We start from the raw sequence: 25,742 nt of genomic DNA on the forward strand, positions 1-25,742 counted from the left end.
AACACTTACTTTTGTCCTATGTAGATAAAATGTTGCACACTACCTTCAAAATTATAAAGGTTAATAAGCTCATAATCACCCCAAAATAAAGGTTTAAAAGGTTTAAAATCTTCTTTTAATTCTTCAATATCTTGAGTAAAGCGAATGAAAGAAGAGCCGCTTAATCTACTACCAGGGCGTCCTTTGACTTCACGTAAGCCATTTTCCATAATTTCCCCTCTTTCGGCCATGCTATAGCCTTTATCACTTATCATTGTTGCAAAAATAATAGCATCTTCATTGCAAATATCATATAATTCTTGAATGGTTTGCTTAAAACTTTTAAAAGGAAGATAATAAAGACTTTGATTGGCTAAAATCAAATCCATTTTTACATTAAAAAGATTTTTTATATTTGAATTGGGAGCAATAACATGAAAATTATTAGAGTTTAATTTAGGATCTCTTTCCCAAATTTCTTTTAAACTAGGAACTATATCTAAGCCGTAAGCCTTATACCCCCCCCCGTAGTATCTTGAAGATATTTAGAATGAATACCATTTCCACAACCAAAGTCAAGTAAATTTCCACTTGTTTTGTTGAGTTTATACTTTAAAATTCTTTCGTAAAACCTTATGATATGACCATCAGGATATTGTAATCCATAGTTTTCTTTTTCGTATTTTTGAGTGTAAGCAGATAAAGAATTATCCATAATTTCTCCTTTGTATTTAAATATAAAGTTTAACATTAATATAAAAAAATTGAAAATCAAATTTTAATTATTCCGCATAAAGCGGAATAAATTATTTTACAGGATGAAGTTCATTAGCGTAAAAGCTAATAGAGTTGATTCCTTCTTTTAAAGCCCATTCATAAGCTTTTGAAACAAAATCCCAATTAATATGAGCATAGAATTTTTCCAAATACGCAGGACGAGCATTGCGATGATCTACATAATAAGCGTGTTCCCAAACATCGACTACAAGTAAAGGAATTTTATCTTCAGTGATAGGAGTGGCAGCATTTGAAGTTGCAACTAATTCTAATTTTTGATTTTTGCTATTATAAACAAGCCAGAACCATCCAGACCCAAAAAGACCTGTAGCCCCTTTGATAAATTCAGCTTTAAAATTATCCAAAGAACCGAATTCTTTTTCTAAAGCCACTTTTAAATCTCCTTTTGCTTCACAGGTATTTGGAGCGATGCAATCAAAATAAAAATCATGATTATAAACTTGAGCTGCATTGTTAAAAACTCCACCATTTGATGATTTGATAATGCTTACAAGATCTTTATTTGCAAATTCCGTATCTTTAATAAGATTATTTAAATTAGTTACATAGGTATTATGATGTTTCCCGTAATGATAATTAAATGTTTCAGCACTTAAAAAATCGCCAAAAGCATTGATATCGTAAGGTAGTTTTCTTAATTCAAACATATTTTCTCCTTTTTTATTTTTGGTAAAACATTGTAACATAAAAAGTTATAAAAAAAGCAATTTAAAACAAGCTTTGTGAAAAATATTTTTTAGATTGAAAATTTTTCAGTAGATTTGCAATGAGTGGTGACCCATACGAGACTCGAACTCGTGTTACCGCCGTGAAAGGGCGATGTCCTAACCGCTAGACGAATGGGCCATTTTAAAGAAAAAATAAAACGAGATTATATATTTTTTATTCTTAAATACAAATAAAAATTAAACTACAGGTTATTTTAGTGTTGCTAAAAAATAAATTAAGATTTTTTGATTATAATTTTTGCTTTAATTTTTCGGAGTTTTTATGGATTATATAAGTCTTATTTTTCTTTCTTGTGCTTTAGCAATGGATGCTTTTGCAGTTTCTTTGTGTAAGGGTTTTAGCGTAAAAAAATTAAATTTGAAGCATTATTTTATAGTAGGAATTTATTTTGGTGGTTTTCAAGCTTTAATGCCAGCATTTGGATATATCATTGGCATAAGTTTTGCATCTTTTGTTGCGAGTATTGATCATTGGATAGCTTTTATTTTGCTTGGCTTGATTGGATTAAAAATGATCAAAGAGTCCTTTGAGGGTGAAAATTGTGATACAAATGCAAATCAATTTGGCTTTAAAATTATGCTTGCTTTAGCGATTGCAACTAGCATTGATGCCTTAGCAGTAGGTGTTAGCTTTGCATTCTTAGATGTAAATTTACTAGTATCAATTTTATTGATAGGTTTGATTACTTTTTTATTTTGTGCTTTAGCTTTAAAAATAGGTAATCAATTTGGCGTTTTTTTAAAAAACAAGGCTGAATTTTTAGGAGGTGCAGTATTGATTGTTTTGGGAATAAAAATTTTAATTGAACATTTATTTTTTAATTCATAAATTTTTGTTTTAAAATTTCGAAAGCTTCGTTAAATTTTAAAGGCGTACTTTGAAATTTTTTATTAAAAGTTCTTTGACGCTTAGCAAGTTGTGCTGTATGTGTTGTGATTAAATTTTCAAGTTCGTTAAAAGAAATTTTACCATCTAAATATTCTTTACATTCTTTTAAACCAATAGAATTTAAAGCTTTAAGTTTGTGATTAAAGCTTGAAAAAAGTTCTTTAGCTTCTTCTATGAGTCCATTTTCAAGCATTTTTTTAGTTCTAATACCTATACGCTTTTTTAGTAAATCGCGCTCCCATACAAGTTCATAAATTTCTATATTTTTTAAAATCCCTTCTTTTTGAGTTCTTTTTAAGAAAACGCTAGGAATTTCTTTCGTAGTTTCATACATACTTAACCATTTTTTTAAACGATAAGTGTCATTTTTTTCCACTTTATAATCAGGATCGATTTTACACATTAAAGAGTAAATTTCATCGTTGTTTAGATCAGTTTTTATTTCTTCTATTTTTTGGCTTAAGCCATCCATCATAGTTTTTAAATAAAATCCGGTTCCACCTGTTATAATTAGTGGTAAATTCTTTATAAGAGCAAATTCTTTTGCTTTTTGATATTCTTGAATTAACATCTCTACATTAAAATGCTCTTTAATGCTTAATAAATTAACACCAAAATAATTTAAATTTTTAAGTTCTTCTTGAGAGGGTTTAGCGCTTGCAATATTGATTTCTTTATACACACAAAGACTATCAAGGCTTAAAATAACAGCATTAAAATTTTTGGCTAATAAATTTGCTATTTGGGTTTTTCCACTTGCAGTTGTTCCTATAAGAGCGATTTCGAAAAACATAATAATGAATTTATCCTAAAATTTATTAAAATTTGAGTAAAATCATAGCAAAATTTTAATAAAGTAGAAAAATGAATTTATTTTGGATAAAATTTAAAGATATTTTAGAACTTATCGTATTTAAACATTCAATTTTTGCTTTGCCTTTTTTATTTTCATCGATGATTATAGGCTCAAAGCTTATAAATGGAACACCTTGGTTTGGCTTTAAGGCTTTGATTTTAGGTATTATTTGTGCTGTGAGTGCTAGAAATTTTGCTATGGCAACAAATCGTTTAATGGACGAAGATATTGATAAGGATAATCCACGTTGTGCTAATCGCCCAAATATAAGTGGAAAAATAGGAAAAAAAAGTGTTTGGCTATTTATTATTCTTAATGCAGTGATTTTTTTATTTTGCTCTTATTTTATCAATACTTTAGCTTTTTATCTTTCTTTTCCAGTGCTTTTTGTTTTGGTAATTTATTCTGCTTTTAAGCGTTTTAGTTCTTTAGCACATTTAGTTTTAGGATTTTGCTTAGGATTAGCGCCTATTGCTGGAAGTGTGATTGTAATGGGCGAAATTCACATTTATAGCGTTATTTTATGCTTAGGAGTGACTTTTTGGACAGCAGGTTTTGATTTGCTTTATTCTTTGCAAGATATGGATTATGATAAGAAAGCAGGGCTTTATTCAATTCCATCTCAATTTGGCGCTAAGGCAACTTTGCTAATTTCTGCATTTTTTCATGTGTTGGCGGTATTGTTTTGGTTACTTTTTGTATGGCAAGTTTGGGGTGAAGCTTTAGGGTATATTGCACTTTTTGGTGTATGTATTAGCGGTATTATTTTATTTTTTGAACATAAAATTGTCCGCAATAATTTTAATCACATTGATAAAGCCTTTTTTACATTAAATGGTTATTTAAGCGTTTTATTTTTTATTTTTATTTTGGTTGATTTATTATGGAATTAAAACTTTTTAAAGCTGGATTTGAAGCTCAATTGGAGTGTTGTAAGATAGAAGATAATCATTTTTTACAAGAATATCTTAAACTCGGAGCTATTTCTCAACTTTCAAAATGGAAAAAAATGGCTTTTCGTATCGATTTTAGTGAAGGTGAGAAGGTAATTTTTGATTTGCTTTTAAGTTTAAAAGAAGATATTTTAAGAGTTGAAAGTGCTTTAAATAAAGATGAAGATCTTATATCTTTAAAACAAAAGGCCATTGTGGAGTCTTTAAATTTTGAACATTTGAATTTTTCAGAAAATGTATTAGAAAGTGATAAAGAATACTATATAAGATTTAATCTTAATAATCAAAAAGTAGCACTTTTTGCAAAAGCTAAAAGTCAAACATTAGTTCAAATAGTTAAGATTAAACCAGAAGATAAGGTTGCATTTGATGCATTTGTTGTTGAGGTGCAAAGGGATATGATTAGAAATAAAAAGGAGCTAGAAGATGAGTAATGATGTGCTTTATTTGGTGTTTGTATTTGTGCTTTTGGTTGCAATGTTGGCGTATATTAATATTAAAGAACGAGAGAGTAATGCAAAATTTGCAAAGCTTCAAGGGGTTATAGAAGATATCACAAAAGAATTGCATTATTTTCGTAAGGAATTAGGTATTAAAAATGAAGAAGAGAATGAAGAAGAGGATTATAAAATCACACTTTTAAAAGAAGAAATACAAATTGAACTTGAAAAACAAATCAGTGCTAAAATTACTCCTGTTTTAAGAACGCTTAAAACTATGGAGCATATTATTGAAGACTTTCAAAATGAACAACAAAATCGCCTTTTAAGCTTAGAGCAAAAAGCACAAAGTATGACTAAGCTTACTCCAAATTACGACACAGAAGAGCAAAAAATTGTGGATTTATTTAAACAAGGTAAAACCATAGAACAAATTGCTAAAGATTTAAGAATAGGAACAGGAAATGTCGAGCTTGTTTTAAAATTTAAACAACTTATAAAATGATTTTTAAGGATTTTAATGCTTATTGACCAATTTGGTAGAAAAATCGATTATCTTAGAATTTCAGTAACTCAGCGATGCAATTTTCGTTGTCTTTATTGTATGCCAAAAATTCCATTTAATCATCAACCAAAAGAAAATTTACTTAGCTTTGAAGAGCTTTTTTTGTTTGTAAAGGCAGCTATTGATGAAGGAATTGAAAAAATTCGTATCACGGGCGGTGAACCTTTATTGCGTAAAGATTTAAGTATTTTTATTAAAATGATTAGTGATTATAAAGAAGATCTTGATTTAGCTATTACAACTAATGGATTTTTACTTAAAGATTTTGCTAAAGATCTTAAAAATGCAGGGTTAAAGCGTTTAAATGTCTCATTAGATACCTTAGATGAAAAAAAGGCAAAAAAATTAGCGCAAAAAGATGTTTTATCAAGTGTTTTAGCTGGAATTAATGAAGCTTTAAATGTTGGATTAAAAGTTAAGTTAAATACCGTTGCGCTTAAAAATTTAAACGATGATGAACTCATAGCTCTTTTAGAATTTGCCAAAGCTAAAAATATGCAAATTCGTTTTATAGAATTTATGGAAAATACTCACGCTTATGGAAAATTGCAAGGTTTAAAAAGAGATGAAATCATCCAAATTTTAAGTCAAAAATACGACATAAAACTCATCAAAAAAGCAGAAAAAGCTCCAGTGAGTCTTTATAGTGCTGATGATTATGAATTTGGGATTATAGATCCACATAGTCACGAATTTTGCGATTCTTGCAATCGTATCCGTCTTAGTGCTGAAGGACTTTTGATCCCTTGTCTTTATTTTGATGAAGCTTTGAGTATCAAAGAGGCCATTAGAAAAGGCGATGTCAAAGCTGCTGTAGAAATTTTGCAAGAAGTGTTGCGTAATAAACCTGAAAAAAATAAATGGAGTGTTGTAGATAATGAAACTTCATCGCGTGCTTTTTACCAAACCGGAGGCTAATTTTGCAAATAGTTGAGAGTTTTTTAAGTATCCAAGGAGAAGGTAAATATAGCGGAAAATTGGCGATTTTTATCCGTTTTGCAGGTTGTAATTTTAATTGCAGTGGTTTTGGAGTTGAAATTAAAAAAGATGGAAAAATTCTTAAAGGTTGCGATACTATAAGGGCTGTTTTTACTCAAGAATTTAAAGAAAAATATAAAAATCTAAGCACAGATGAAATTTTTAATCAAATAATAAAACTTAAAAATAAGTTTAATCCTATAGTTGTAATTACTGGCGGAGAGCCTTTGATTTATCATCAAAATTCTGAATTCATTGCTTTGATCAAATCTTTATTAAAAGCGAATTTTGAAATTCACTTTGAAAGCAATGGTAGTATAGAGATTGATTTTTCAAAATATCCTTTTTATAAAGAATGCATTTTTGCTTTAAGTGTTAAATTAGAAAATAGCGGGGTAGATCGTAATAAACGTTTAAATTTTAAAGCTCTTAAATCATTTAAAAATAATGCTAAAGATAGTTTTTATAAATTTGTATTGGATGCAAATACGCTAAAAAACTCTTTGGAAGAAATTTTAGAAATTTTAAAAGAAGCTCCCAATGAAGTTTTTTGTATGCCTATGGGGGAAAATCAGATTAATTTAGACAAAAATGCAAAAAAAATTGCTGAATTTTGCATTAAGAATGGATATAATTATTCTGATAGAATTCATATTCGTTTATGGAATGATAAAGAGAGTGTATGATTATTAGAAAATTATTTGAATTTGAAAACGCCCATATTGTTAGATTTTGCTCTTCAAAACGTTGTAAAAGTAGCATACATGGTCATTCTTATAAGGTTGAAGTTTTGCTTGAGAGCAAGTATTTGGATAATGCAGGAATGGTTTATGATTTTGGGCTTTTAAAAACTTATATACGCCAGATTATTGATAGTTTTGATCATGCTATTACACTTTTTAATCAAGATGATCAATCTTATTTACAAGAAATGAAAAAATATTCCCAAAGATGGATCGCTTTGCCTGTTAATGTGAGTGCGGAAAATTTTTGTCGAGTGTTGTTTATACTCATTGATGCTTTACTTAAGCAAACAAAGATGGTTAATGGAGAACATGGTGTAAATTTGCAAAGTATTATAGTTCATGAAACAAGAACAGGTTACGCTCAAGCTTTTAAAGACGATGCTTATTCAGATATTTTGCCAAAAATTTCTCTTGATGATATTGAATTTTCACCAGCTATTAAAGCAGAATGGAATGATATAGATTTTTATGATAAATTAAAAAATTCGCATATTTTTACAAATCCTAAGGAGATTTAATGGGTAAAATTTTAATTTTTTTTACAAGTTTTTTTATCGCTTTATCAATAAGTGCTTGTGGTGGTGATGACGAGTTAAAATCCAAAAAACAAAATTCTGTAGAAGAAAAGGTTCAGTTAGAACAAAGTGATGAAACAACGCAATTAAGTGATTCAAATTTACCCTTACCTGTGGATGACGAAGCAGAAGGTCTTAATGGACAATATAATACAAATCTTAGTATAGTCAATTCTTTATACAAACAAAAATGTGCTAATTGCCATGGAGAAAAAGGAGAACTAAAGCCTAAAAAAAGTGTTACAATTAAAAATTTAAGTCGTGAAGTTTTGGTTTTAAAACTTCAAAAACTAAAAGACGAGTCTCACAATTTTTTAAGCACAGAGCAAATAGAAAATTTAGCAAAATACATCACTAAGGTAAAATAATATGGAACAAAGTTATCATTTTTTTCTAGCATTACATCTTTATAGTCTTTATGCGAGTGGTTTTTTGATGTTTTTTTATCTTATTTTAACTCAAGGTAGTTTTAAAACTGAATTCATTTTTATCCGTAGAATTCGATTATTTTTACCAATATACTATACTTTTTTAGCTTTTATGCTTTTTACAGGTTTATTGCTTTTGGCGATGAAAAAATTTCAAATGAGCTTAAATTTTTGGTTGATGATTGCAGCGTGGATTTTAATTTTATTTTTAGCAATTTTTCATTTTGTGCAGTTTAAAAAAGCCCGTAAAATAAGACGTTATATAGCTTTTAGATGGATTAGTTTATTAATTTTAATGTGCGAGATTTTACTTTTATTTTTACCTTCTTTATTAAGCAATTATCTATAAAATGCAATTTTTATACCATCAAAAAGCGGGTGAAGATTTTTTAAAATTAAAAGGAGAAGAATTTTCTCATTTAAAAGCAAGAAGAGTAAAAGAAAATGAAATATTAATTTTAAGAAATTTAGAAGATGAATTCGCATACACCTATCAAATTTCTAATTTAGAGCGTCATTCTTGCGAGTTGCATTTTTTAAGTAAAGAAAATAAAACAACGTGCAAAAATACCACTTTAAATTTAGCCTTAGCTGTGATAGATGTGAAAATTTTAGAAAAAACACTTCCTTTTTTAAATGAACTTGGAGTCAAAACTTTACACCTTGTTTTTACCGAATTTTCTCAAAGAAATTTTAAAATTGATTTAAAAAGATTGGAAAAAATTATCATTGCATCTTGCGAGCAGTGCGGAAGAGAAAGCAAGATGAAGATGCAAATTTATAATAATATAAGAAATTTTTATGAAAAATTTCCAGAAGCTGTTTTAGTTGATTTTGAAGGAGAGTCTAAAGAGTTTGATCCTAGTAAAATTTATTTTATAGGTCCTGAAGGTGGGTTTAGTCAAAGCGAAAAGAAAATGTTTAAAGAAAAAATTGGACTTAAGGTTTCAAATATTCTTAAAAGTCAAAGTGCTATTATAGCTATTGCATCAAAAATACTTCTTTAAAATTTACTTAAATTAATATAATTTTTATATTATATTTACTATAATCACGATTTATTGTTTTATTTTTTAAGGAAAAGTTATGAAAAAAGAAATTCATCCAGAATATGTAGAATGTAAAGTTAGTTGTGCTTGTGGCAATACTTTTGTTACTAAATCTAATAAAAATGAATTAAGAGTAGATATTTGTTCAAACTGCCATCCTTTTTTTACAGGAAGTGAAAAAATAGTTGATGCTGCAGGTCGTGTGGAGAAATTTAAGAAAAAATACGCAATGCAGTAATTATGCTCTATTTTATTCCTACTCCAATAGGAAATTTAAACGATATTTCTTTTCGTGCTTTAGAGCTTTTAAAGACTTGTAAGGTTTTTTTATGTGAAGATACAAGGGTAAGCAAGTCTTTACTTTTATCACTTTCTAATAAATTTCAGATTGATTTTAAAACTAAAAAAATGATTGCTTTTCATACTCACAATGAAAAGGAAATTTTAAAGAATTTAGATCAAGATTTTTTCTCTCAAGATATAGCTTTTTTAAGCGATGCGGGTATGCCAGGTATTAGCGATCCAGGATACGCTTTAGTCGATTTTGCTTTAAAAAATAATATAGAATTTGAAGTGTTGCCAGGAGCCAATGCGGCTTTAGTTGCTCTTGTAAGTTCAGCATTGTGTGAAAAAGAATTTATTTTTATAGGTTTTTTAGCCAATAAAGGTAGAGAGCGTCAAAAAGATATTCAAAGAGCTTTAAATCACATCTACCCAAGTATAATTTATGAGTCTCCTAAAAGGATTTTATCTTTGGTTGAACAAATAGCTTCAATAGATGAAAATCGTGAAATTTTTGCTATCAAAGAAATTTCTAAAAAATTTGAAACAAAGTTTAAAGGAAGTGCTAAAAAAGTTTTTGATCAATTAAAAGAAGCAAATTTAAATGGCGAGTGGGTTCTTGTAATTTCAAAAAATAATCAAAATTTAAATTCTAATTCTTTATTGGAAGGTGATATTTTAGAGCTTGATATACCCTTAAAAACCAAAAGCAAACTTCTAGCAAAAATCAATGGAAAAACTCCAAAAGAAATTTATACAAAACTGCTTTTAAGTCAAAATTAGATAAAATGAAATAATGATAGTTTATGGAAAGCAAATATTTTTTTATATTTTAGAACATCATAAAGAATGGATAAGAGAGCTTTATTTGGCAAAAGAATGCGACAAGCAAAGCTTTAAAAAAATTATAAATTCTGGTTTTAAAATTAAAAAACTTGATTTTAAAACAGCTCAAGCTTACGCAAGAGGCGGAAATCATCAAGGTTTTTTGCTTGATATAAAAGAATATGAATTTAAGGATTTAAATTCATTAAAAAAAAGTGATTTTGTTGTAATACTCTGTGGCATTAGCGATATAGGAAATATAGGAGCCATTGCAAGAACCGCTTATGCTTTAGGTACAGATGGAATTATTTTTATTGGAGAAAGATTGGCTATGGAAGGAGTAATACGCACCAGTAGCGGTGCGGCATTAGATCTTGACATTGTTATAAATAATGATATTTTATCTGTAATTAATGAATTAAAACAAGTTGGTTTTAAAATTTTTGCTAGTGCAAATGGAGGTAAAGGAGTTCATAAACTTAAAATAGAAAAAGAAAAAAAAGCTTTAATTTTAGGAAGTGAAGGATTGGGGTTGAGTGCTAAAATAATAAAAAAATGCGATGAGTGTGTGGGCATAGAGATGAAACATAATTTTGATAGTCTTAATGTTAGCGCAGCTTTTGCAATACTTTGTGACAGGATGATAAATGCTTAATTGGAAAAAAATTGAAGATTTAAATTTAAAAGATGTTGCGGCTAAAACGCAGATCGAAATTGCTTTTTTAGAAGCTTTAGTAAGAAAAGATTTTGTTGCTTTGAATCGTTTTAATGTAAAAGGTTTTTTAAAAATTTTGAGTCGCGAGTATGATCTTGATTTTACTGATTTTAATGAAGAATATGAGGCTTATTTAAATGAAAATAATTTAAATATCCAAAATAATCTCAAGATTACTCCTAAGCTTGACTTATGCCATAGAGAACCGGTTAATTTTTTACCTTTTATTATCGTTTTTTTAATCGTGGTTATTTTAGGTGTTGGGATCTATTATTTTAATACCATTAAAGATTTTTTTACTACTCGGCAAGATAATTCAAGTATAGCTGTTGTAGATATAATAGGGCAGGCACAATCCAACTTAAAATCTTTAGAAAACAGCAATGTTGTTGTGATAGATAATCAGGCAAAAATAGAACAAAATTCAAGCTCTCAAACTCAATCTGATCAAAATATAAACAAACAAGAGCAAAGCACAGATGAACAAAACAAACAAGAACAAAATACAGACGAGCAAAATACTATTGCAAAAAATAATAACAATAATGCAAATACTGAAAATACTGAAAATAATGACATTACAAATAACATTACAGAAGATAATAAAACGTCTCAAAGCATTGATTTTGGTACAGAAGAGAATAATACTACAGCAAAAACTCCTAATAAAAATGTATCTTTTAAAATTTCGGCTAAAACTTGGATAGGTTTGATCGATTTGCAAAAATATACTAAAACAAGCTTTGTCAAAAGCGAGGATTTTAATCTTTCTTTAGATACCGATCGATTGGTTTTAACTGGACCTGCTGCTCTTAGTATAATTGATGAAAATAATGAGGAACAAAAATTTCCAATAGGAAGCCCTAAGCGTTTTTTGATTAAAGACAGCAAGATTAAAAGCATTTCTATAAATGAATTTATAAAACTAAATAGAGGTAAAGGATGGTAAGAATACTTTTCATTTTTATTTTTTTCTTTGAAAGTGTTTTTGCAATTTCTAGCTTAGAATTGGCTCAAAATTTAGTAAGCAATCCTGCTAAAAATTCTCAACTTAAACTTTTATTTTCAAATTCTTCCTATTTAGATAAAAACGGCAATTTAAATATTGCCCAAATTTCAAGAGTTTTAAAAACAAATTCTTTAATCACACTTAATTTATCAACCCCTCAGACATTAAAATTAAATTTTAGATCTAAATCAGATGCTGTAATTTTTTTTAAGATTTTATCCGATGCACTTATGGATGCAGGATATGTTTATTTTATTCCTACAGAGTTAATTTTACATAACGAAAATATTGATTATACAGTCGAAGTTGAATCTCAATATGTTTTAGATCCTGGTACTTTATATAATTTATTAAAAGAGAATTCAGTTTATATAAAAAATGTTAAACGAGTTGGAGTTTATGATTATCAATACGATTTAGATTTTGACAACGCGAAGCTTAATACAAATGTTAATATTTCTCTAAATTCTTTAGCGGTTTTAGAAAGACCGTTAAAAGATTATATTTTTAAAACCAAAGATGCTTCTAAATTAGTTATAGATGCAAGCGATGCTGATTTTTGGTTTCCTAAGGTATTATTTTTAGATAAAAATCTTAATTTGATTAAAAGTGTAAAGAGTAATGAGAAAAATAATCATTTTTCAGAATTTATTCCAAGTGGAACATGTTATGTTGTAGTAAGTGATATGTATAGTTTAGATAATATCCGTAGAGGCTTAAGGGTGTTTTTGAAAAAATAAAGGAAGAAAAATGTTTGATGAAATTCGTTTTAACACCATAGAAAGACTACCTAATTATGTTTTTGCAGAAGTGAATACGCTTAAAATGAATGCAAGACGCTTAGGAAAAGATATTATAGATTTTTCTATGGGAAACCCAGATGGAAAAACTCCGCAACATATTATTGATAAACTATGCGAAAGTGCCAATAAAGATAAAACTTCAGGATATTCTGCTTCAATTGGAATTTTTAAATTAAGACTAGCAATTTGTGATTGGTATAAAAGAAAATATAATGTCGATCTTGATCCTGAAAGCGAAGTTGTTGCAACTATGGGCTCAAAAGAAGGATTTGTTAATCTTGCTAGAGCGGTGATTAATCCAGGAGATGTAGCTATAGTGCCAACTCCTGCTTATCCTATACATACTCAAGCTTTTATTATAGCTGGGGGCAATGTGGTTAAAATGCCTTTGATTTACAATGAAAAATTTGAATTGAATGAAGATAAATTCTTTGAAATTTTAAATATAACCTTACAAGAAAGTATTCCAAGACCTAAGTATTTGGTTGTCAATTTTCCACACAATCCTACAACAGTAACTTGTGAGAAAAGTTTTTATGAAAGATTGGTTAAAATAGCAAAGCAAGAAAGATTTTATATCATTTCAGATATTGCTTATGCTGATTTGACTTATAATTCTTACAAAACTCCTTCGATTTTAGAAATTGATGGCGCTAAAGATGTGGCTGTAGAAACTTATACTCTTTCAAAATCTTACAATATGGCTGGTTGGAGAGTAGGATTTGTTGTAGGAAATAAGCGTTTAATCAGTGCTTTGAAAAAAATTAAATCTTGGTTTGATTATGGGATGTATACTCCTATACAAGTAGCAGCAACCATTGCATTAAATTCTGATCAAAGTTGTGTGGAAAATATAAGATTAAATTATGAAAAAAGAATGCAAGTTTTAATCGAATCTTTTTCCAATATAGGTTGGAATTTATTAAAACCTAATGCAAGCATGTTTGTTTGGGCTAAGCTTCCACCTCAAAAAGCTCATTTAAAAAGCTTAGAATTTTCAAAACAACTTCTGCAAGAAGCTAATGTGGCCGTTAGTCCTGGAATTGGTTTTGGAGAAGCCGGAGATGATTATGTACGAATTGCCTTAATAGAAAATGAAAATCGCATACGCCAAGCTGCGCGCAATATTAAAAATTATTTAAAAGAATAATCTTATGAGAATTGCTATTTTAGGATATGGTGTTGTAGGAAGTGCCGTTGCTAAAGCTCTAATAGAAAATGATAAGATCATTCGTGCAAGATGTGGAGAAAATATAATTCCAGTTATAGCACTTGCAAGAAAAAATAAAAAAAATGCTTTAATTCCTATCACTACAAATATAGATGAAATTTTACAAAGAGATGATATTGATGTTTTTGTGGAACTTATGGGAGGAATTGAAATACCTTTTCAAATAGTAAGTCAAATTCTCAAGAAAAAAAAGCCTGTAGTAAGTGCAAATAAAGCTATGCTTGCTTATTATCGATATGAGCTTGAAAATTTAGCAAAAAATTTAGCTTTTGGATATGAGGCAAGTGTTGGTGGCGGAATTCCTATTATAAAAATTTTAAAAGAAGGATTAAGTGCAAATAATATTTTAAGTATCAAAGGAATACTTAATGGCACAAGCAATTATATATTAAGTGCTATGAATACTAAAGGTATTCAATTTTATGATGCTTTAAAAACAGCACAAGAGCTTGGATATGCCGAAGCTGATCCAAGTTTTGATATAGAAGGACAAGATGCAGCACACAAGCTTTTGATTTTAGCAAGCATTGCTTATGGATTGCGTGCCAAACCTGAAGATATTTTAATAGAAGGAATTAGTGATATCACTTCAGAAGATATGTATTTTGCAAAAGAATTTGATTTTACAATTAAACTTTTAGGAATTGCTAAAACTAAGAATTCAAAAGTAGAATTAAGAGTACACCCTACTATGATCAATAAAGATAAAATGATAGCGAAAGTAGATGGAGTAATGAACGCAGTGAGTATAACAGGAGATTTACTCGGAGAAAATCTTTATTATGGTGCTGGTGCTGGTGGTATGACAACTGCTAGTGCAGTAATTTCTGATCTTATTGATATAGCAAGAAATGAATTTAAAGGTCCAATGTTAGGTTTTAGAAATGATTTTCAATTTGAACTTTTAAATAAAGATGAAATTTTTACAAAATATTATTTAAGGCTTAAGGTAGAAGATAAAGTTGGAGTTTTATCTAAGATTGCTCAGTTGATGAGTGAAAATGGAATTTCAATTGATAGTTTTTTACAAAAGCCAAAACAAGATGAAATTCATAGCACTTTATTTTTTACAACTCATAGCACTTTTGAAAAAGATATTAAAAATTTACTTTTAATTTTAGAAAAACAAGATTTTATCAAGGGCAAACCTTTTATGATGCGTATCGAAGAATAATGGGATTAGTTTCATACTTAAGTGGAGTCATAGGCGAAGATAAGGCTTGTGCCTTTTTAAAAAAAAGAAAATTTGAAATTTTAGAACGTAATTTTCATTCTAAATTTGGCGAAATTGACATTATCGCTCAAAAAGATGAAATATTGCATTTTATAGAGGTTAAATTTACTCAAGGAAATTATGAACTTACCGAACGTTTAAATTATAAAAAGTATAAAAAGATTTTAAAGACTATAGAGTTTTACAAGATTAAACAAGGAATTTTTTATGATTTTCAAGTTGATCTTATTTGTATTAAAGATGATATAGTAGAATTTTATGAAAATATTAGTTTTTAAGCTAATATTTAAAAAAATAAAATACAATTAGACAAAATAACGAAAGGAATACAATGGGAAAATATATAGAATTAACTTCAGAAAATTTTTCACAAGCAAAAGAGGGTGTTGCTTTGGTTGATTTTTGGGCTCCTTGGTGTGGACCTTGCAGAATGCTTGCTCCGGTAATTGATGAACTTGCAAATGACTTTGATGGCAAGGCAAAAATTTGCAAAGTAAATACTGATGAACAAGGCGATTTGGCTGCCGAATTTGGAGTAAGATCTATTCCTACTTTAATATTTTTTAAAAATGGAGAAGTTGTTGATCAGCTTGTAGGTGCTCAATCAAAACAGGCAATCACTGATAAACTTAATTCTCTACTTTAATCTTAAAAAGCTAGTTATATACTAGCTTTTTCTTCTTTAAATTTATACTAAATAATAATTTTTATTAACTGATATTAAGAAAAATTTTTATATTATGTGAAAAACAAAAAATAAGGAAAATAATATGTTAGATTTAGCAATCATAGGTGGAGGTCCTGCTGGACTTAGTGCAGGTCTTTACGCAACTCGCGGTGGTTTAAAGAATGTAGTTATGTTTGAAAAAGGTATGCCAGGAGGACAAATCACTTCAAGTTCTGAAATTGAAAATTATCCAGGTGTAGCACAAGTAATGGATGGAATGTCTTTTATGACTCCTTGGAATGAACAATGTATGCGTTTTGGGCTCAAACACGAAATGGTAGGCGTGGAGCAAATTTTACAAAATCATGATAAGACTTTTACTATTAAAATAGAAGGTGGAAAAACTCAAACAGCAAAAGCTGTAATCGTTTGCACAGGATCAGCTCCAAAAAGAGCGGGTTTTAAAGGAGAAGATGAATTTTTTGGAAAAGGTGTAAGCACATGTGCAACTTGTGATGGATTTTTTTACAAAAATAAAGAAGTAGCAGTTTTAGGTGGTGGCGATACAGCCTTAGAAGAATCTTTATATCTTGCTAATATCTGCTCTAAAGTTTATCTTATCCATCGTAGGGATGAATTTAGAGCCGCTCCTTCAACGGTTGAAAAAGTTAAGAAAAATGAAAAAATTGAATTGATTACTAGTGCGAGTGTAGATGAGGTTTATGGCGATAAAATGGGAGTTAATGGAGTAAGAGTGAAATTAAAAGATGGAAGTATCAGGGATTTGAAAGTTCCAGGAATTTTTACTTTTGTTGGTTTAAATGTAAGAAATGAAATTTTAAAACAAGATAATGGTCAATTTTTATGTGCTATGGAAGAAGGCGGTCAAGTCAGCGTTGATCTTAAAATGCAAACAAGTATTTCAGGGCTTTTTGCTGCCGGAGATTTAAGAAAAGATGCTCCTAAGCAAGTCATTTGTGCTGCCGGAGATGGTGCTGTAGCTGCACTTAGTGCTATGGCTTATATAGAAAGTTTGCATTAGTATCTTTTAGGTTAGAACTTCTCTAACCTATTTAAATGTGTAAATTTGTTTCTAAATGTAACTTTTTCTTTTTTTAAAAAAACATTTTAAAAATTAAGTCAAAATTCATTTTATAATTTTTATCATTATTCATATATCAAAAATTTTAATAATAGAAAGGGTCAAAAATGAAAAAAATTATCTCAGGCTTAACAATAATTACTTCATTATCTAGCGTTGCTTTAGCAAAAATCACTGTATCTCAACAATCTATAATTCAACCGCAAAAAGATTGTTGCCACTATTTAGGAACTTGCTAATGTTACTGAGTACACCATGTAGGGGAATAGTAGATACAAATTTTGAAAGCAAAAGAATAAATATAACTTTATCTTTAAAATTTCAAGAAAAAAACGAAAAAGCAGAAGCTAAAGATAAGAAAAAAGAAGAAATTCGCTCACAAGATAAAGACGATAGTAATTCTTTAAGTCCAAACTCTAAAAACAAAAAAGATAAACTTTTAGATATATCTGCTTAAGGGTGTTTTTACACCCTATTTTTATTAATTCCTAAGAAATTTCAAAATTTTTTATCCATTGCAGATACTTAAAATGATTTTATTTTTTTAACATCTTACTAATCGATTTAATAATTTTTTGCTTCTTTTTATATTTAATAATAGTTTTAAATTTCAGCTTGAATTAATGGGGGGGGGTATAATAGCATTTAATTTTTTAAGGAGAAAAAATGAGGCTAATCATTTGTATTTTATTGCCTTGGCTAGGATTTTTTACTATAGGAAGACCTTTTGCAGCTATTATATGTCTTATCTTGCAAATTACTCTTATAGGCTGGTTACCTGCTATGATTTGGGCTGTGTATGCTCTTAGTCAATACAAAACAGATCAAAAAATTGCAAAAATTTTAAAAGAACAAAATAGGGGGATTTAATGAAATATATTTTATATATTTTTCTAGTTTTTATTTTAGGTGCTTGTTATCAAAAAGGCTTAGAGGTTAATCAAGGTAAATTAAATTCTATTGTTATAGGCAAAAGCACACAAGAAGATGTGGAAAAAATCATAGGCTATCCTGTAAGAAAAACAAGTTTGGGCAATAAAGAAGTATGGTATTATGACTTTACTAGAATTTCTTCATTTCCTGGATTTGATAAAGACGAAAGCACAGTTTTTGAATTTAACAAAAAAGGTGTGGTGGTCAAGAAATATAAAACTACAGGTTCTGGAAATTCAAATCCTTTATTAGGTAGATAAAATAAACAAAACCTTCTAAAGAAAATCAAAATGTAATCCCTTTAAATGAAAGAGGATTTACTACAAAAGAAGAATTTAGAAAGAGAAGCGATCTTTACTCTAAAAGTAAAAAGGTTTTTATAGAAAAGGAAGAAATTGTCAATAAAAACAATAAATTATTTAGAGTAAAGACCCAAACATCAATCAGTCCTGATGGAGAAGAAGAAATCATCAAGACTGAAACATACCAAATTACTAGACAAAGGAAAGAAAATGAAAAAATGTTATTTGCAATAGTTGCAGTATTTTTTATTGCTTGTGGAAATGGAGATAAACTTGTTAAATTTGAATACGAAAAAGGAGACAATAAGGAATTATTTGAAAAAGCAAGTAATCTTGTTAAAGAAAAATATCCTGATTATAATCTTTATTCTTTTAAATCGCTTAAAACAATGAAAAGTATTGAAAATGCAAAAGAATTATATGATCGTTGGCAACAGATAGATGCTATGGGTTCTATTTTTGGTAGTAAATCTTCAAGTTATATAAAAAATATTTTACTAGAAAAAAATGGAGAGTATAAATTAATAAGAATAAGTTGTTATGATGCAAGACATACTTCATTAAAACGTATAGACTGCGAAATAGATGAATTAAAAATGAAATAATAGTCTATAAAAAGAAAGAAAAAAATGGACGAAGTAAAATTATCTTCAAACTGGATAGATAGTATAAGTTATACAATAGAAAATGCAGTATCTCCTATGTTTCAAAAAATGTTTCAAGGCGTTCATAACGCCTTGTTTAGTGGAATGGGAGCTAGTATTTTTGCAATCTATTGTATTATATGGCTTTTAAAACAAACGCAAAAATTAATTTTTAATGAAAGTTAAGATGAGGCATTATAAATCCGATCCAAGGAATTCCTACAAGAAAATAAATTGCCATGTAAATTACAGCAAATATTCCACCCAATAAGAAAAATTGAGGCCCTTTGATATAATTACTTCCAAACCATAAAGGAGAACAACCTGTTCCATAAGGAGTGATAATACCCATAAAGCCCATTGGTAAAGTAAGTATTAGCATAATTTGTGCTGGATTTCCACCTTCAATCGAGCTAGCTAAAGATACAAAAACAGCAATGATGGCTGTTACATAAGCAGTTCCTGAGGCAAAGAAATATCTAAGCCAAGAAAATAACATCAAAAGTAAAATCGTAGCCATAAATGGCTCAAATCCTGAAAGTCTATGCCCTAAAGAATTAGCTAAATAATCTAAAAAACCGACATTTTTAAGCCCACCTGCCATTGTAACAAGGGTAGCAAACCACACAAGAGTATTCCAAGCTGGTTTATTGCCTAAAAAATCTTGCCAAGTGATTATTTTGCAAGCTATCATTAAAATGATCATGATTAAAGCTGTAGTTGTAGCATTGATTTTAAAAAAGCTTGATCCAACCCAAAGTATAAGTCCAATAAAAGCTATAAGGAGCATAAAAATTTGAGAAGTAGGCATTTTTCCTAAAGCTTGATATTTTTCTTTTGCCCAAATTGCTATTTCTTTAGAACCTTTAACTTCTGGTGGGTATATGAAATATCCCAAAATTGGAGTAATAACAAAAAGTATTAATCCTACTGGCAAAAAGGCTAAAAACCAACTAAGCCAATCCACAACAGCAACTCCATTTTTAGAGATTAAGGAAAGTGCAAGTGGATTTGGAGCCTGACCTGTAAGAAAAATTGAACTTGTAATACAAGAACTTGCTAAACCCATCCATACAAGATAGGCACCAATTTTTCTAGGATTTTTATCCGCATAACTTTCAAACATAGGAGCGATATTGGTTACTATAGGATAAACAGTTCCACCACTTCTTGCAGCATTACTAGGAATAAAAGGAGCTAAAACTAAATCCACTATAGCAATAGCATAACCTAAACCCAAAGTTGATTTTCCAAGCTTTGAAACAAGATAAAGAGCTAATCTTTCACCTAGTCCTGTTTTTGAAAAACCAAGCCCTATGGTAAAAGCAGCAAAAATAAGCCAAACTACAGAATCAGAGAAACCTGATAGTCCCCATTTTATAGCAACTGAATCTTTAATGATAGTATCTATATTACCCGATCCAGCAGGGCCAACCTTAAACACAACAGCTAAAGTGACTGCGATAACTCCGATTAACGCTGGTGCAATTGGTTCTAAAATCAAACCAATAATAAGACCTATAAAAATACTAAAATAAAGCCAAGCATTGGGATTTAAGCCTTCAGGCACTGGAATTAAATAAGTAAATATCCCAACAATCAAAGGTGCTAAAAGTTTTGCATAAAACATAATCGATCCTTTTTAGAATATAAAAACAAATTATACTTTAGAAATCTTATATTAAATTTTAAATAAATAAATTCTTTATAAATAATTGAATTGAAATTAATTGTTTAATTAAGAGTTCTAATAATCAAACTCGTAGGCAATTTAAAATGTTTTATAAGTTCTTCTTCTTTTTTTCTCATTTCTCCATTATCTTTCTCGTGATCAAAACCTAGCAAATGAAGCATAGCGTGGATAAATAACAAACTTATTTCTTCTTCATAACTATGTCCAAACTCTTCCGCCTTTTCTTTAGCTAATTCTGTATTAATAACTATAGAACCTAAAGGAATATTTTCGTCTATATTTTCAAGTGGAAAGGATAAAACATCAGTTGTTTTGTTTTGATTTCTTTGACTGAGGTTAATTTCTTGCATTTCTTGGTTATTTACAAAAACAAGTTCTATATCTTTTGGACTTAAAAAATTAGCTATTTTTTCTAAAAAATCATATTTTTCATCGCTAAGTATCATAAACCTTCCTTGATTAAATTATATAAATTTTGTATTTCCTCATCGTTAAAAATTCCGCAATTTTTATTATCATAAAAGTCTTTAATCTTTTTTTCTTCAAAATTATAACCTAAAGCACAATGATTATGCGAAGGTAAAAAAGCCCTTATTAAAGTGATATCATTTTGAATTTTTTCATCACAAGAAAAGCAAATAAAATCTTTACGCAATCTACCTTCAAATTCCAAAATTTTAAGATAAGCATCAATAATAACACGTTTAGGGTTTTGTTTTTCAAAACGTTTTACACAATCTTCTAAGAGTAAAAAATAAAATTTTTCAAGTGTCTCAGCGTCCTTTAAATGCTGAAATAAAAGACGAATAAATTCTTGCCAAATAAACATTTTATCCCTTTGCATAATCCAAGTAAAATTTAAATGCAAAACATCTTTAAGTCTTGGTAGAAAACTCGGATTTTCTTCTAAAGCAAAATCGATCTTATAACCATTTAAAATACTAGAATGCCTTAATCCATAAAAACGATAGGTTTTTATAAGCATTTTTGGGCTTAATATATAGACAATTAAATCCTCATCTTTTACTTTTTGTGTATGGAGTATAAAGCCTTGCATATTTTCCTTTGATAAAACATATCTATTTTTTAGAAATTGTATTATAAAATTTAAACCTTAAACAAATAAGATCTATTTTTTATAAATTCAATGTCTTTTAAATTAACATTTTTAAAGAGAATGAGAAATTTTATAGTTAAGAATTGTGAAAATATAAAACTAGATAATTAGGCCAAGGTGAAATTTACCTTAGTCGTTAAATAGCATTTAATAAATCTTTTAAAAGATTTTGCGAAACTTCTATAGATTCTAAACGCGTAAAACCTATACTTGGATCTATATCCCCATCAAATTTTTTAGATTCTTCTAAAATTTTGAGGCCTATAGCCAAATTGCTTCCAAATTCTTGTCCTTCTTCAGACATTATTTCATTTCGACTTTCTTGCCAACCGCTTGTGTTAAAGTCTTTAATGTCATTTACGCCTTGCTTTTGCATAGCTTCATTTAAAGATTGATTGATGGTAGCAGAGAAAAGCTGAAATCCTATAGCACCATATTTATCCGCTTCTTCTTTACTTGAAGCGTGTATAGCTTTATCATAAGCATAATCTATAACATCTTCCATATTTTTAATATTACCATTTTCTACTTGTTCTTTAGCATCTGAATAATCTAAACCATAGTTATCATTTTTCTTTTGAGCAAAACTAGAAGAATAATAACTTTGAGAATTTAAATAATTTATTTGCATGTTTTCTCCTTTCATTGAATTTAGAGATTATACTCTGAAATTTATAAGCAATTTTTGTTCCATTATTTTTAAAGATTGATTTATTATGAAAACTATTTAAAAATTTAATTATTAGATTATCTCGACACCATAACTTTTAAGTAAAGAAAAAGCTGAATTTTCCAAATTTTCATCAAAACTTGCTGTAGAATTTTGATATAAGATAATCTTAGAATCAGGTTTTGCACTAAAAGCTAAGATTATATTAAAAAATACACAAATATGTGAAACAAGACCACAAAAATAGATTTCTTTATATTGACTTTGATTGATAAAATTGGCAAATTCTAAACTTCCAAAAGTATTTTTATAAAAAATTTTATGGGATTTTTGTAAAAAAGTTTGAATTTCGCTTGGCATTTGCCAACCAAAAGTATCTTTGATACAATGCTTTATAGGTAAATTTAACCCTTCTTTACTTTTTAAATAATTTTGATCGTGTGTGTCACAAGTAACAAGCAAATGTGTGGTATTAAAATCAATTTTATTTAAACGTTTAAGAATATTTTGTTTGATTTCTAAAGCTTTTTTAAAACCTAAGCTTCCGTTGATAAAATCGTTCTGATAATCAACAATAACAAAGGCTTTTTCCATATAAATTTTTTTATACTTGATTGATCCAAAAAGTCTCTGTGTGTAGGTTAGAAAAGGCAGTTTTTAAGCTCGTAAAAAGTTTAGGGTGTTCTTTTTCCAGATTTGCTAAAAGTTGCTTAGATTCCTCTCTTGCGTGTGGAAATTTGACATTTTTTTCACTGAGTTTCATACCAGGACAAAATTCATTTCCGATAACTTGGAGCTCATTTTGTATCGCATTGTCTCTAAGTTGTCTTTCTCTTACAAAAATCAAAGGGCGTATCACTGTTATACCGCGTTTGCTTTTGTAGATCGGAGCTAGAGTTCTTAAGGATCCATTATGGATAAAATTCATAAAAAAACTTTCCGCCGCATCATCTAAGTGATGAGCAATGGCAAGTTTATTAAAACCTTTTTCAAGAGCATAAGTATATAAAGCTCCACGACGCATTCTTGAAAAATAGCTACAAAAACTTGAATTTTCTCTTATAGTATCGCCTGAAACTTCGTAGATGTTAGAATCAAGAATACTATGTTTAATACCGTATTCTTCACAATGTGCGTGTAAATGAGAATAATCTTCACCCATGCCATAGCTTAAAGTTACAGCTTCAAGTTCAAATTTAAAAGGAGCGTGAGCTTGCATACGATTTAAAAGATGTGCTAAAGCTAAAGAATCTTTACCACCACTTAAGCCTAAAAGAACACGATCTCCATCTTTAATAAGTCCAAATTTAGCATTTGCTTGAGCAACTTGTCGTATAAGCTTTTTGCTAAGATTTATCATAATTTTTCGCACATTTTAAGAACAAAATTGGCTGAAATTTTTGCAGAGTTGATGACAAATTCATCAAAATCAAATTCTGCTTTTTCTCCAGCCTTATCACTCATAGCCCTTAAAATAAAACAAGGAATTTTTAAAGCATCACAAACTAAAGCAACACTTGCGCCTTCCATTTCACAAGCATCAGCTTTAAAAATTTCTCTAATTTTTGCTTTTTTTGTTTCATCGCAGATAAACTCATCTCCAGTTGCAATGATTCCTGATTTAAGTTTAATATTTAATTCTTTTGCAACCTCTAAAGCAAGATTATTTAATTTATCATCTGTTTTTATAAAAATTTCATTTCCGGGAACAAAACCAAGTGGATGTCCAAAAGCGGTTATATCGAGATCGTATTGTGCTAATTGGGTAGCATAGAGCAAATCGCCTATTTCTAATTCTGGATTAAAGGCACCTGCTACGCCTGTAAAAAGCAAAATTTCGGCTCCAAATTTTTCAATCATTATGCTTGCACTTAGAGTTGAATTAACTTTTCCTATTTTAGAATAAGCTAAGACAAGCTCATGATTTTTATAATTTGCTAAATAATAGGTATTGTTTGCATATTCTATACTTTTATATTCTTTTAAAATTTCAAGCAAAGGAGTTATTTCTTCAGGCATTGCACCTAAAATTGCTATTTTCATTTAATAACCTTTAAAAATTCATCAATATCGTTAAAATTAGTTAAAGAATAAGTTTCCTTAGAGCTTATTTTTTTGTTTAAGCCTTTAAGAACACTTGCTCCAAATTCTATAAAGCAATCGATTTCATTTTCATAATTTTTAATACTTTGTTTATAAAGGACTGGAGAGATTAATTGAGATTTGAGTAATTTCAATGCTTGCTCTTTATCGGTATAAATTTTTGCATTTGCGTTTGAAATTACAGCTTTAAAATTTGGCTTGAGTGTTTTTTCAAGCTCAACACAAAGTTTTGATGAAGCATTTTCTAGTAAAGGACAATGACTTGCAACACTCATATTTAAAAGCATTGCTCTTTTTGCTCCGGCATTTTTAAATTCATTTTCATAGCTTATAAGATCAGGTTTTAAACCTGCTACAACGATTTGACCATCGCAATTATAATTTGCTGCAAATATTTTTTTATTTTCTTTTTGTGCTTTTTCGCAAATACTTTCTACGATTTGATCATCTAACCCTAAAACAACCATCATTCCTGCTTCAACTTTAGAGCAATCTTCTTGCATGAAAAATCCTCTTTTATTAGTCAAAGTAAGAGTTTGCAAAAATTCTAAAGCTCCATTTACAGCTAAAGCTGAAAATTCCCCTAAAGAATGACCTAGGGAAAATACAGCTTGCAAATCCGGCTTTTGTTCGATTAAGGCTACATAAGCCATCAAAGAATTTAATACAATAGCAGGTTGGGTGAATTCGCTTTTATTTAATTGATCATTTTCTTCAAAAAGCAAATGTTTAAAATCAATCTTACAAAAATCACTTGCGCTTTCAAGGAGTTCTTTTGCATTTTTAGAATTCTCATAAAAGCTTTTTCCCATTCCAATAGTTTGAGAACCTTGTCCTGGAAATATAAAGGCAATATTCATTAGTGACAACCGCAACCTCCGCCACCACCGCAGCAACCGCCACCTCCGTGATGATGATCATGATCATGATGTCCTCCACCACATCCACAACTATGGCTTCCTGCAATAATGCCTGTTAAAATTTCATCTTCGCTAGCTGGTCTAACATCCACGATATTAAGTGAAAAGAGCAAATCTCTTCCAGCGTAAGGGTGATTATAATCAACTACCACATCGTTTTCATTGATTTCTTTAACACTTACACGAACGGTTTCACCGTTTTCACCTTCTCCGAAAAGTTCCATGCCTATTTTTAAATCAATTCCGGCAAATTGTTCTTTAGGGAGTGTTTGAATAGCATTTACATCGTATTCGCCTAAACCTTTTTCTTTTTTTACAAGAATATCGGTATTACTTGGGCAATCAAGCTTCATAATTTCTTCTTCTAAACTTTCTAAAATTTGTCCTTTGCCAACTATAAAAGAAATAGGTTGAGCATATAGATTGGACTCTAAAACTTCATTTGTATTTGCATCTTTGAGTTCATAAAACATTGAAACAACATTATTTTTTTCTATTGACATTTTTT

39 protein-coding genes and 1 tRNA gene are annotated in these 25,742 nt (G+C 29.0%); 26 read left to right on the forward strand and 14 right to left on the reverse strand.

Annotated elements, in window-relative coordinates:
• Positions 1 to 5 precede the first annotated feature (5 nt).
• From CQA69_RS04790 to CQA69_RS04805, 4 genes are all read right to left on the reverse strand, one after another.
• On the reverse strand, positions 6 to 368 hold the full coding sequence (locus tag CQA69_RS04790) for a hypothetical protein (RefSeq protein WP_137620666.1): 363 nt from the start codon (positions 366 to 368) through the stop codon (positions 6 to 8).
• Between the two features lie 110 nt (positions 369 to 478).
• Positions 479 to 694, reverse strand: coding sequence for a class I SAM-dependent methyltransferase (locus tag CQA69_RS04795; RefSeq protein ID WP_137620667.1), 216 nt, complete (start codon positions 692 to 694; stop codon positions 479 to 481).
• A 91-nt stretch (positions 695 to 785) separates the two neighbouring features.
• On the reverse strand, positions 786 to 1,424 hold the full coding sequence (gene sodB, locus CQA69_RS04800) for a superoxide dismutase [Fe] (RefSeq protein WP_137620668.1): 639 nt from the start codon (positions 1,422 to 1,424) through the stop codon (positions 786 to 788).
• A 124-nt stretch (positions 1,425 to 1,548) separates the two neighbouring features.
• Positions 1,549 to 1,623, reverse strand: a tRNA-Glu gene (locus tag CQA69_RS04805).
• A gap of 144 nt (positions 1,624 to 1,767) precedes the next feature.
• Between CQA69_RS04805 and CQA69_RS04810 the strand changes: the two genes are divergently transcribed.
• Positions 1,768 to 2,334, forward strand: coding sequence for a manganese efflux pump MntP (locus tag CQA69_RS04810; RefSeq protein WP_137620669.1), 567 nt, complete (start codon positions 1,768 to 1,770; stop codon positions 2,332 to 2,334).
• Here CQA69_RS04810 and miaA read toward each other — a convergent pair.
• A complete protein-coding gene (gene miaA / locus CQA69_RS04815; RefSeq protein WP_137620670.1) occupies positions 2,324 to 3,187 on the reverse strand; it encodes a tRNA (adenosine(37)-N6)-dimethylallyltransferase MiaA in 864 nt (287 codons plus the stop codon). The genes CQA69_RS04810 and miaA overlap by 11 nt on opposite strands.
• A 71-nt stretch (positions 3,188 to 3,258) precedes the next feature.
• Here miaA and mqnP point away from each other — a divergent pair, with 71 nt between their 5' ends.
• The 25 genes from mqnP to CQA69_RS04935 all read left to right on the forward strand — a co-directional run bounded on the left by mqnP (position 3,259) and on the right by CQA69_RS04935 (position 18,917).
• Positions 3,259 to 4,143, forward strand: coding sequence for a menaquinone biosynthesis prenyltransferase MqnP (gene mqnP, locus CQA69_RS04820; RefSeq protein WP_137620671.1), 885 nt, complete (start codon positions 3,259 to 3,261; stop codon positions 4,141 to 4,143).
• Positions 4,134 to 4,637 (forward strand): hypothetical protein, encoded by a 504-nt coding sequence (locus CQA69_RS04825; protein ID WP_137620672.1) that lies wholly within the window; start codon positions 4,134 to 4,136, stop codon positions 4,635 to 4,637. The genes mqnP and CQA69_RS04825 overlap by 10 nt, the downstream gene beginning before the upstream one ends.
• On the forward strand, positions 4,630 to 5,148 hold the full coding sequence (locus CQA69_RS04830) for a DUF6115 domain-containing protein (RefSeq protein WP_137620673.1): 519 nt from the start codon (positions 4,630 to 4,632) through the stop codon (positions 5,146 to 5,148). The genes CQA69_RS04825 and CQA69_RS04830 overlap by 8 nt, the downstream gene beginning before the upstream one ends.
• A 15-nt stretch (positions 5,149 to 5,163) precedes the next feature.
• On the forward strand, positions 5,164 to 6,126 hold the full coding sequence (gene moaA / locus CQA69_RS04835) for a GTP 3',8-cyclase MoaA (protein ID WP_137620674.1): 963 nt from the start codon (positions 5,164 to 5,166) through the stop codon (positions 6,124 to 6,126).
• A 2-nt stretch (positions 6,127 to 6,128) separates the two neighbouring features.
• Positions 6,129 to 6,872 carry a 7-carboxy-7-deazaguanine synthase QueE gene (locus CQA69_RS04840; protein WP_137620675.1) on the forward strand — a complete coding sequence of 248 codons (744 nt, stop codon included), beginning with the start codon at positions 6,129 to 6,131 and terminating at the stop codon, positions 6,870 to 6,872.
• Positions 6,869 to 7,450 (forward strand): 6-pyruvoyl trahydropterin synthase family protein, encoded by a 582-nt coding sequence (locus CQA69_RS04845; RefSeq protein ID WP_137620676.1) that lies wholly within the window; start codon positions 6,869 to 6,871, stop codon positions 7,448 to 7,450. Before CQA69_RS04840 ends, CQA69_RS04845 begins: the two co-directional genes overlap by 4 nt.
• Positions 7,450 to 7,875, forward strand: coding sequence for a c-type cytochrome (locus CQA69_RS04850; RefSeq protein ID WP_137620677.1), 426 nt, complete (start codon positions 7,450 to 7,452; stop codon positions 7,873 to 7,875). Before CQA69_RS04845 ends, CQA69_RS04850 begins: the two co-directional genes overlap by 1 nt.
• 1 nt (position 7,876) lies before the next feature.
• Positions 7,877 to 8,284, forward strand: a complete 408-nt coding sequence (locus CQA69_RS04855; protein WP_137620678.1) for a hypothetical protein — start codon at positions 7,877 to 7,879, stop codon at positions 8,282 to 8,284.
• Between the two features lies 1 nt (position 8,285).
• Positions 8,286 to 8,942 carry a 16S rRNA (uracil(1498)-N(3))-methyltransferase gene (locus tag CQA69_RS04860; RefSeq protein WP_137620679.1) on the forward strand — a complete coding sequence of 219 codons (657 nt, stop codon included), beginning with the start codon at positions 8,286 to 8,288 and terminating at the stop codon, positions 8,940 to 8,942.
• A gap of 79 nt (positions 8,943 to 9,021) precedes the next feature.
• Positions 9,022 to 9,222: a 50S ribosomal protein L31 gene (gene rpmE / locus CQA69_RS04865; RefSeq protein ID WP_137620680.1), complete on the forward strand. Its 201-nt coding sequence runs from the start codon at positions 9,022 to 9,024 to the stop codon at positions 9,220 to 9,222.
• 2 nt (positions 9,223 to 9,224) lie between these two features.
• Positions 9,225 to 10,049 (forward strand): 16S rRNA (cytidine(1402)-2'-O)-methyltransferase, encoded by an 825-nt coding sequence (gene rsmI / locus CQA69_RS04870; RefSeq protein ID WP_137620681.1) that lies wholly within the window; start codon positions 9,225 to 9,227, stop codon positions 10,047 to 10,049.
• A gap of 13 nt (positions 10,050 to 10,062) precedes the next feature.
• A complete protein-coding gene (gene rlmB, locus CQA69_RS04875; protein WP_137620682.1) occupies positions 10,063 to 10,746 on the forward strand; it encodes a 23S rRNA (guanosine(2251)-2'-O)-methyltransferase RlmB in 684 nt (227 codons plus the stop codon).
• Entirely contained in the window at positions 10,739 to 11,755 is a 1,017-nt protein-coding gene (locus CQA69_RS04880) for a hypothetical protein (protein WP_137620683.1), read from the forward strand. The genes rlmB and CQA69_RS04880 overlap by 8 nt, the downstream gene beginning before the upstream one ends.
• Positions 11,749 to 12,555, forward strand: coding sequence for a hypothetical protein (locus CQA69_RS04885; protein ID WP_137620684.1), 807 nt, complete (start codon positions 11,749 to 11,751; stop codon positions 12,553 to 12,555). The genes CQA69_RS04880 and CQA69_RS04885 overlap by 7 nt, the downstream gene beginning before the upstream one ends.
• 10 nt (positions 12,556 to 12,565) lie before the next feature.
• Positions 12,566 to 13,768 (forward strand): LL-diaminopimelate aminotransferase, encoded by a 1,203-nt coding sequence (locus CQA69_RS04890; RefSeq protein ID WP_137620685.1) that lies wholly within the window; start codon positions 12,566 to 12,568, stop codon positions 13,766 to 13,768.
• A 4-nt stretch (positions 13,769 to 13,772) separates the two neighbouring features.
• Positions 13,773 to 15,023 (forward strand): homoserine dehydrogenase, encoded by a 1,251-nt coding sequence (locus CQA69_RS04895; protein WP_137620686.1) that lies wholly within the window; start codon positions 13,773 to 13,775, stop codon positions 15,021 to 15,023.
• Positions 15,023 to 15,361 (forward strand): YraN family protein, encoded by a 339-nt coding sequence (locus tag CQA69_RS04900; protein WP_137620687.1) that lies wholly within the window; start codon positions 15,023 to 15,025, stop codon positions 15,359 to 15,361. The genes CQA69_RS04895 and CQA69_RS04900 overlap by 1 nt, the downstream gene beginning before the upstream one ends.
• 53 nt (positions 15,362 to 15,414) lie before the next feature.
• Entirely contained in the window at positions 15,415 to 15,729 is a 315-nt protein-coding gene (trxA, locus tag CQA69_RS04905) for a thioredoxin (protein WP_137620688.1), read from the forward strand.
• Between the two features lie 124 nt (positions 15,730 to 15,853).
• The gene (gene trxB / locus CQA69_RS04910; protein WP_137620689.1) at positions 15,854 to 16,792 is read left to right on the forward strand and encodes a thioredoxin-disulfide reductase; all 939 of its coding nucleotides are present in this window, start codon (positions 15,854 to 15,856) and stop codon (positions 16,790 to 16,792) included.
• A 167-nt stretch (positions 16,793 to 16,959) separates the two neighbouring features.
• The gene (locus CQA69_RS09280) at positions 16,960 to 17,091 is read left to right on the forward strand and encodes a hypothetical protein (protein WP_281275578.1); all 132 of its coding nucleotides are present in this window, start codon (positions 16,960 to 16,962) and stop codon (positions 17,089 to 17,091) included.
• A complete protein-coding gene (locus CQA69_RS04915; RefSeq protein WP_137620690.1) occupies positions 17,091 to 17,309 on the forward strand; it encodes a hypothetical protein in 219 nt (72 codons plus the stop codon). The genes CQA69_RS09280 and CQA69_RS04915 overlap by 1 nt, the downstream gene beginning before the upstream one ends.
• 209 nt (positions 17,310 to 17,518) lie before the next feature.
• Positions 17,519 to 17,722, forward strand: coding sequence for a YqaE/Pmp3 family membrane protein (locus CQA69_RS04920; protein ID WP_137620691.1), 204 nt, complete (start codon positions 17,519 to 17,521; stop codon positions 17,720 to 17,722).
• The gene (gene bamE / locus CQA69_RS04925) at positions 17,722 to 18,045 is read left to right on the forward strand and encodes an outer membrane protein assembly factor BamE domain-containing protein (protein ID WP_137620692.1); all 324 of its coding nucleotides are present in this window, start codon (positions 17,722 to 17,724) and stop codon (positions 18,043 to 18,045) included. Before CQA69_RS04920 ends, bamE begins: the two co-directional genes overlap by 1 nt.
• Positions 18,046 to 18,305: 260 nt before the next feature.
• The gene (locus tag CQA69_RS04930) at positions 18,306 to 18,692 is read left to right on the forward strand and encodes a hypothetical protein (protein ID WP_137620693.1); all 387 of its coding nucleotides are present in this window, start codon (positions 18,306 to 18,308) and stop codon (positions 18,690 to 18,692) included.
• A 24-nt stretch (positions 18,693 to 18,716) separates the two neighbouring features.
• On the forward strand, positions 18,717 to 18,917 hold the full coding sequence (locus CQA69_RS04935) for a hypothetical protein (RefSeq protein WP_137620694.1): 201 nt from the start codon (positions 18,717 to 18,719) through the stop codon (positions 18,915 to 18,917).
• On the opposite strand, the gene CQA69_RS04940 is transcribed toward CQA69_RS04935, so the two are convergent.
• From CQA69_RS04940 to CQA69_RS04980, 9 genes are all read right to left on the reverse strand, one after another.
• Positions 18,904 to 20,361, reverse strand: coding sequence for a DASS family sodium-coupled anion symporter (locus tag CQA69_RS04940; protein ID WP_137620695.1), 1,458 nt, complete (start codon positions 20,359 to 20,361; stop codon positions 18,904 to 18,906). The two genes, CQA69_RS04935 and CQA69_RS04940, sit on opposite strands and share 14 nt — an antisense overlap.
• Before the next feature lie 104 nt (positions 20,362 to 20,465).
• Positions 20,466 to 20,870, reverse strand: a complete 405-nt coding sequence (gene ybeY, locus CQA69_RS04945) for an rRNA maturation RNase YbeY (protein WP_137620696.1) — start codon at positions 20,868 to 20,870, stop codon at positions 20,466 to 20,468.
• Positions 20,867 to 21,481 carry a recombination protein RecO gene (gene recO / locus CQA69_RS04950; RefSeq protein ID WP_137620697.1) on the reverse strand — a complete coding sequence of 205 codons (615 nt, stop codon included), beginning with the start codon at positions 21,479 to 21,481 and terminating at the stop codon, positions 20,867 to 20,869. Before recO ends, ybeY begins: the two co-directional genes overlap by 4 nt.
• A gap of 196 nt (positions 21,482 to 21,677) precedes the next feature.
• Positions 21,678 to 22,172 carry a hypothetical protein gene (locus CQA69_RS04955; RefSeq protein ID WP_137620698.1) on the reverse strand — a complete coding sequence of 165 codons (495 nt, stop codon included), beginning with the start codon at positions 22,170 to 22,172 and terminating at the stop codon, positions 21,678 to 21,680.
• A 111-nt stretch (positions 22,173 to 22,283) separates the two neighbouring features.
• The gene (locus tag CQA69_RS04960; RefSeq protein WP_137620699.1) at positions 22,284 to 22,805 is read right to left on the reverse strand and encodes an isochorismatase family cysteine hydrolase; all 522 of its coding nucleotides are present in this window, start codon (positions 22,803 to 22,805) and stop codon (positions 22,284 to 22,286) included.
• A gap of 10 nt (positions 22,806 to 22,815) precedes the next feature.
• Positions 22,816 to 23,571, reverse strand: a complete 756-nt coding sequence (locus tag CQA69_RS04965; RefSeq protein WP_137620700.1) for an ATP-binding protein — start codon at positions 23,569 to 23,571, stop codon at positions 22,816 to 22,818.
• Entirely contained in the window at positions 23,568 to 24,254 is a 687-nt protein-coding gene (locus CQA69_RS04970; protein WP_137620701.1) for a 5'-methylthioadenosine/adenosylhomocysteine nucleosidase, read from the reverse strand. Before CQA69_RS04970 ends, CQA69_RS04965 begins: the two co-directional genes overlap by 4 nt.
• Entirely contained in the window at positions 24,251 to 25,174 is a 924-nt protein-coding gene (fabD, locus tag CQA69_RS04975; protein WP_137620702.1) for an ACP S-malonyltransferase, read from the reverse strand. Before fabD ends, CQA69_RS04970 begins: the two co-directional genes overlap by 4 nt.
• Positions 25,174 to 25,737 carry an FKBP-type peptidyl-prolyl cis-trans isomerase gene (locus CQA69_RS04980; protein WP_137620703.1) on the reverse strand — a complete coding sequence of 188 codons (564 nt, stop codon included), beginning with the start codon at positions 25,735 to 25,737 and terminating at the stop codon, positions 25,174 to 25,176. The genes fabD and CQA69_RS04980 overlap by 1 nt, the downstream gene beginning before the upstream one ends.
• Positions 25,738 to 25,742: the final 5 nt, after the last annotated feature.

The organism is Campylobacter estrildidarum, assembly GCF_005406205.1.
Classification (GTDB): Bacteria; Campylobacterota; Campylobacteria; order Campylobacterales; family Campylobacteraceae; genus Campylobacter_D; species Campylobacter_D estrildidarum.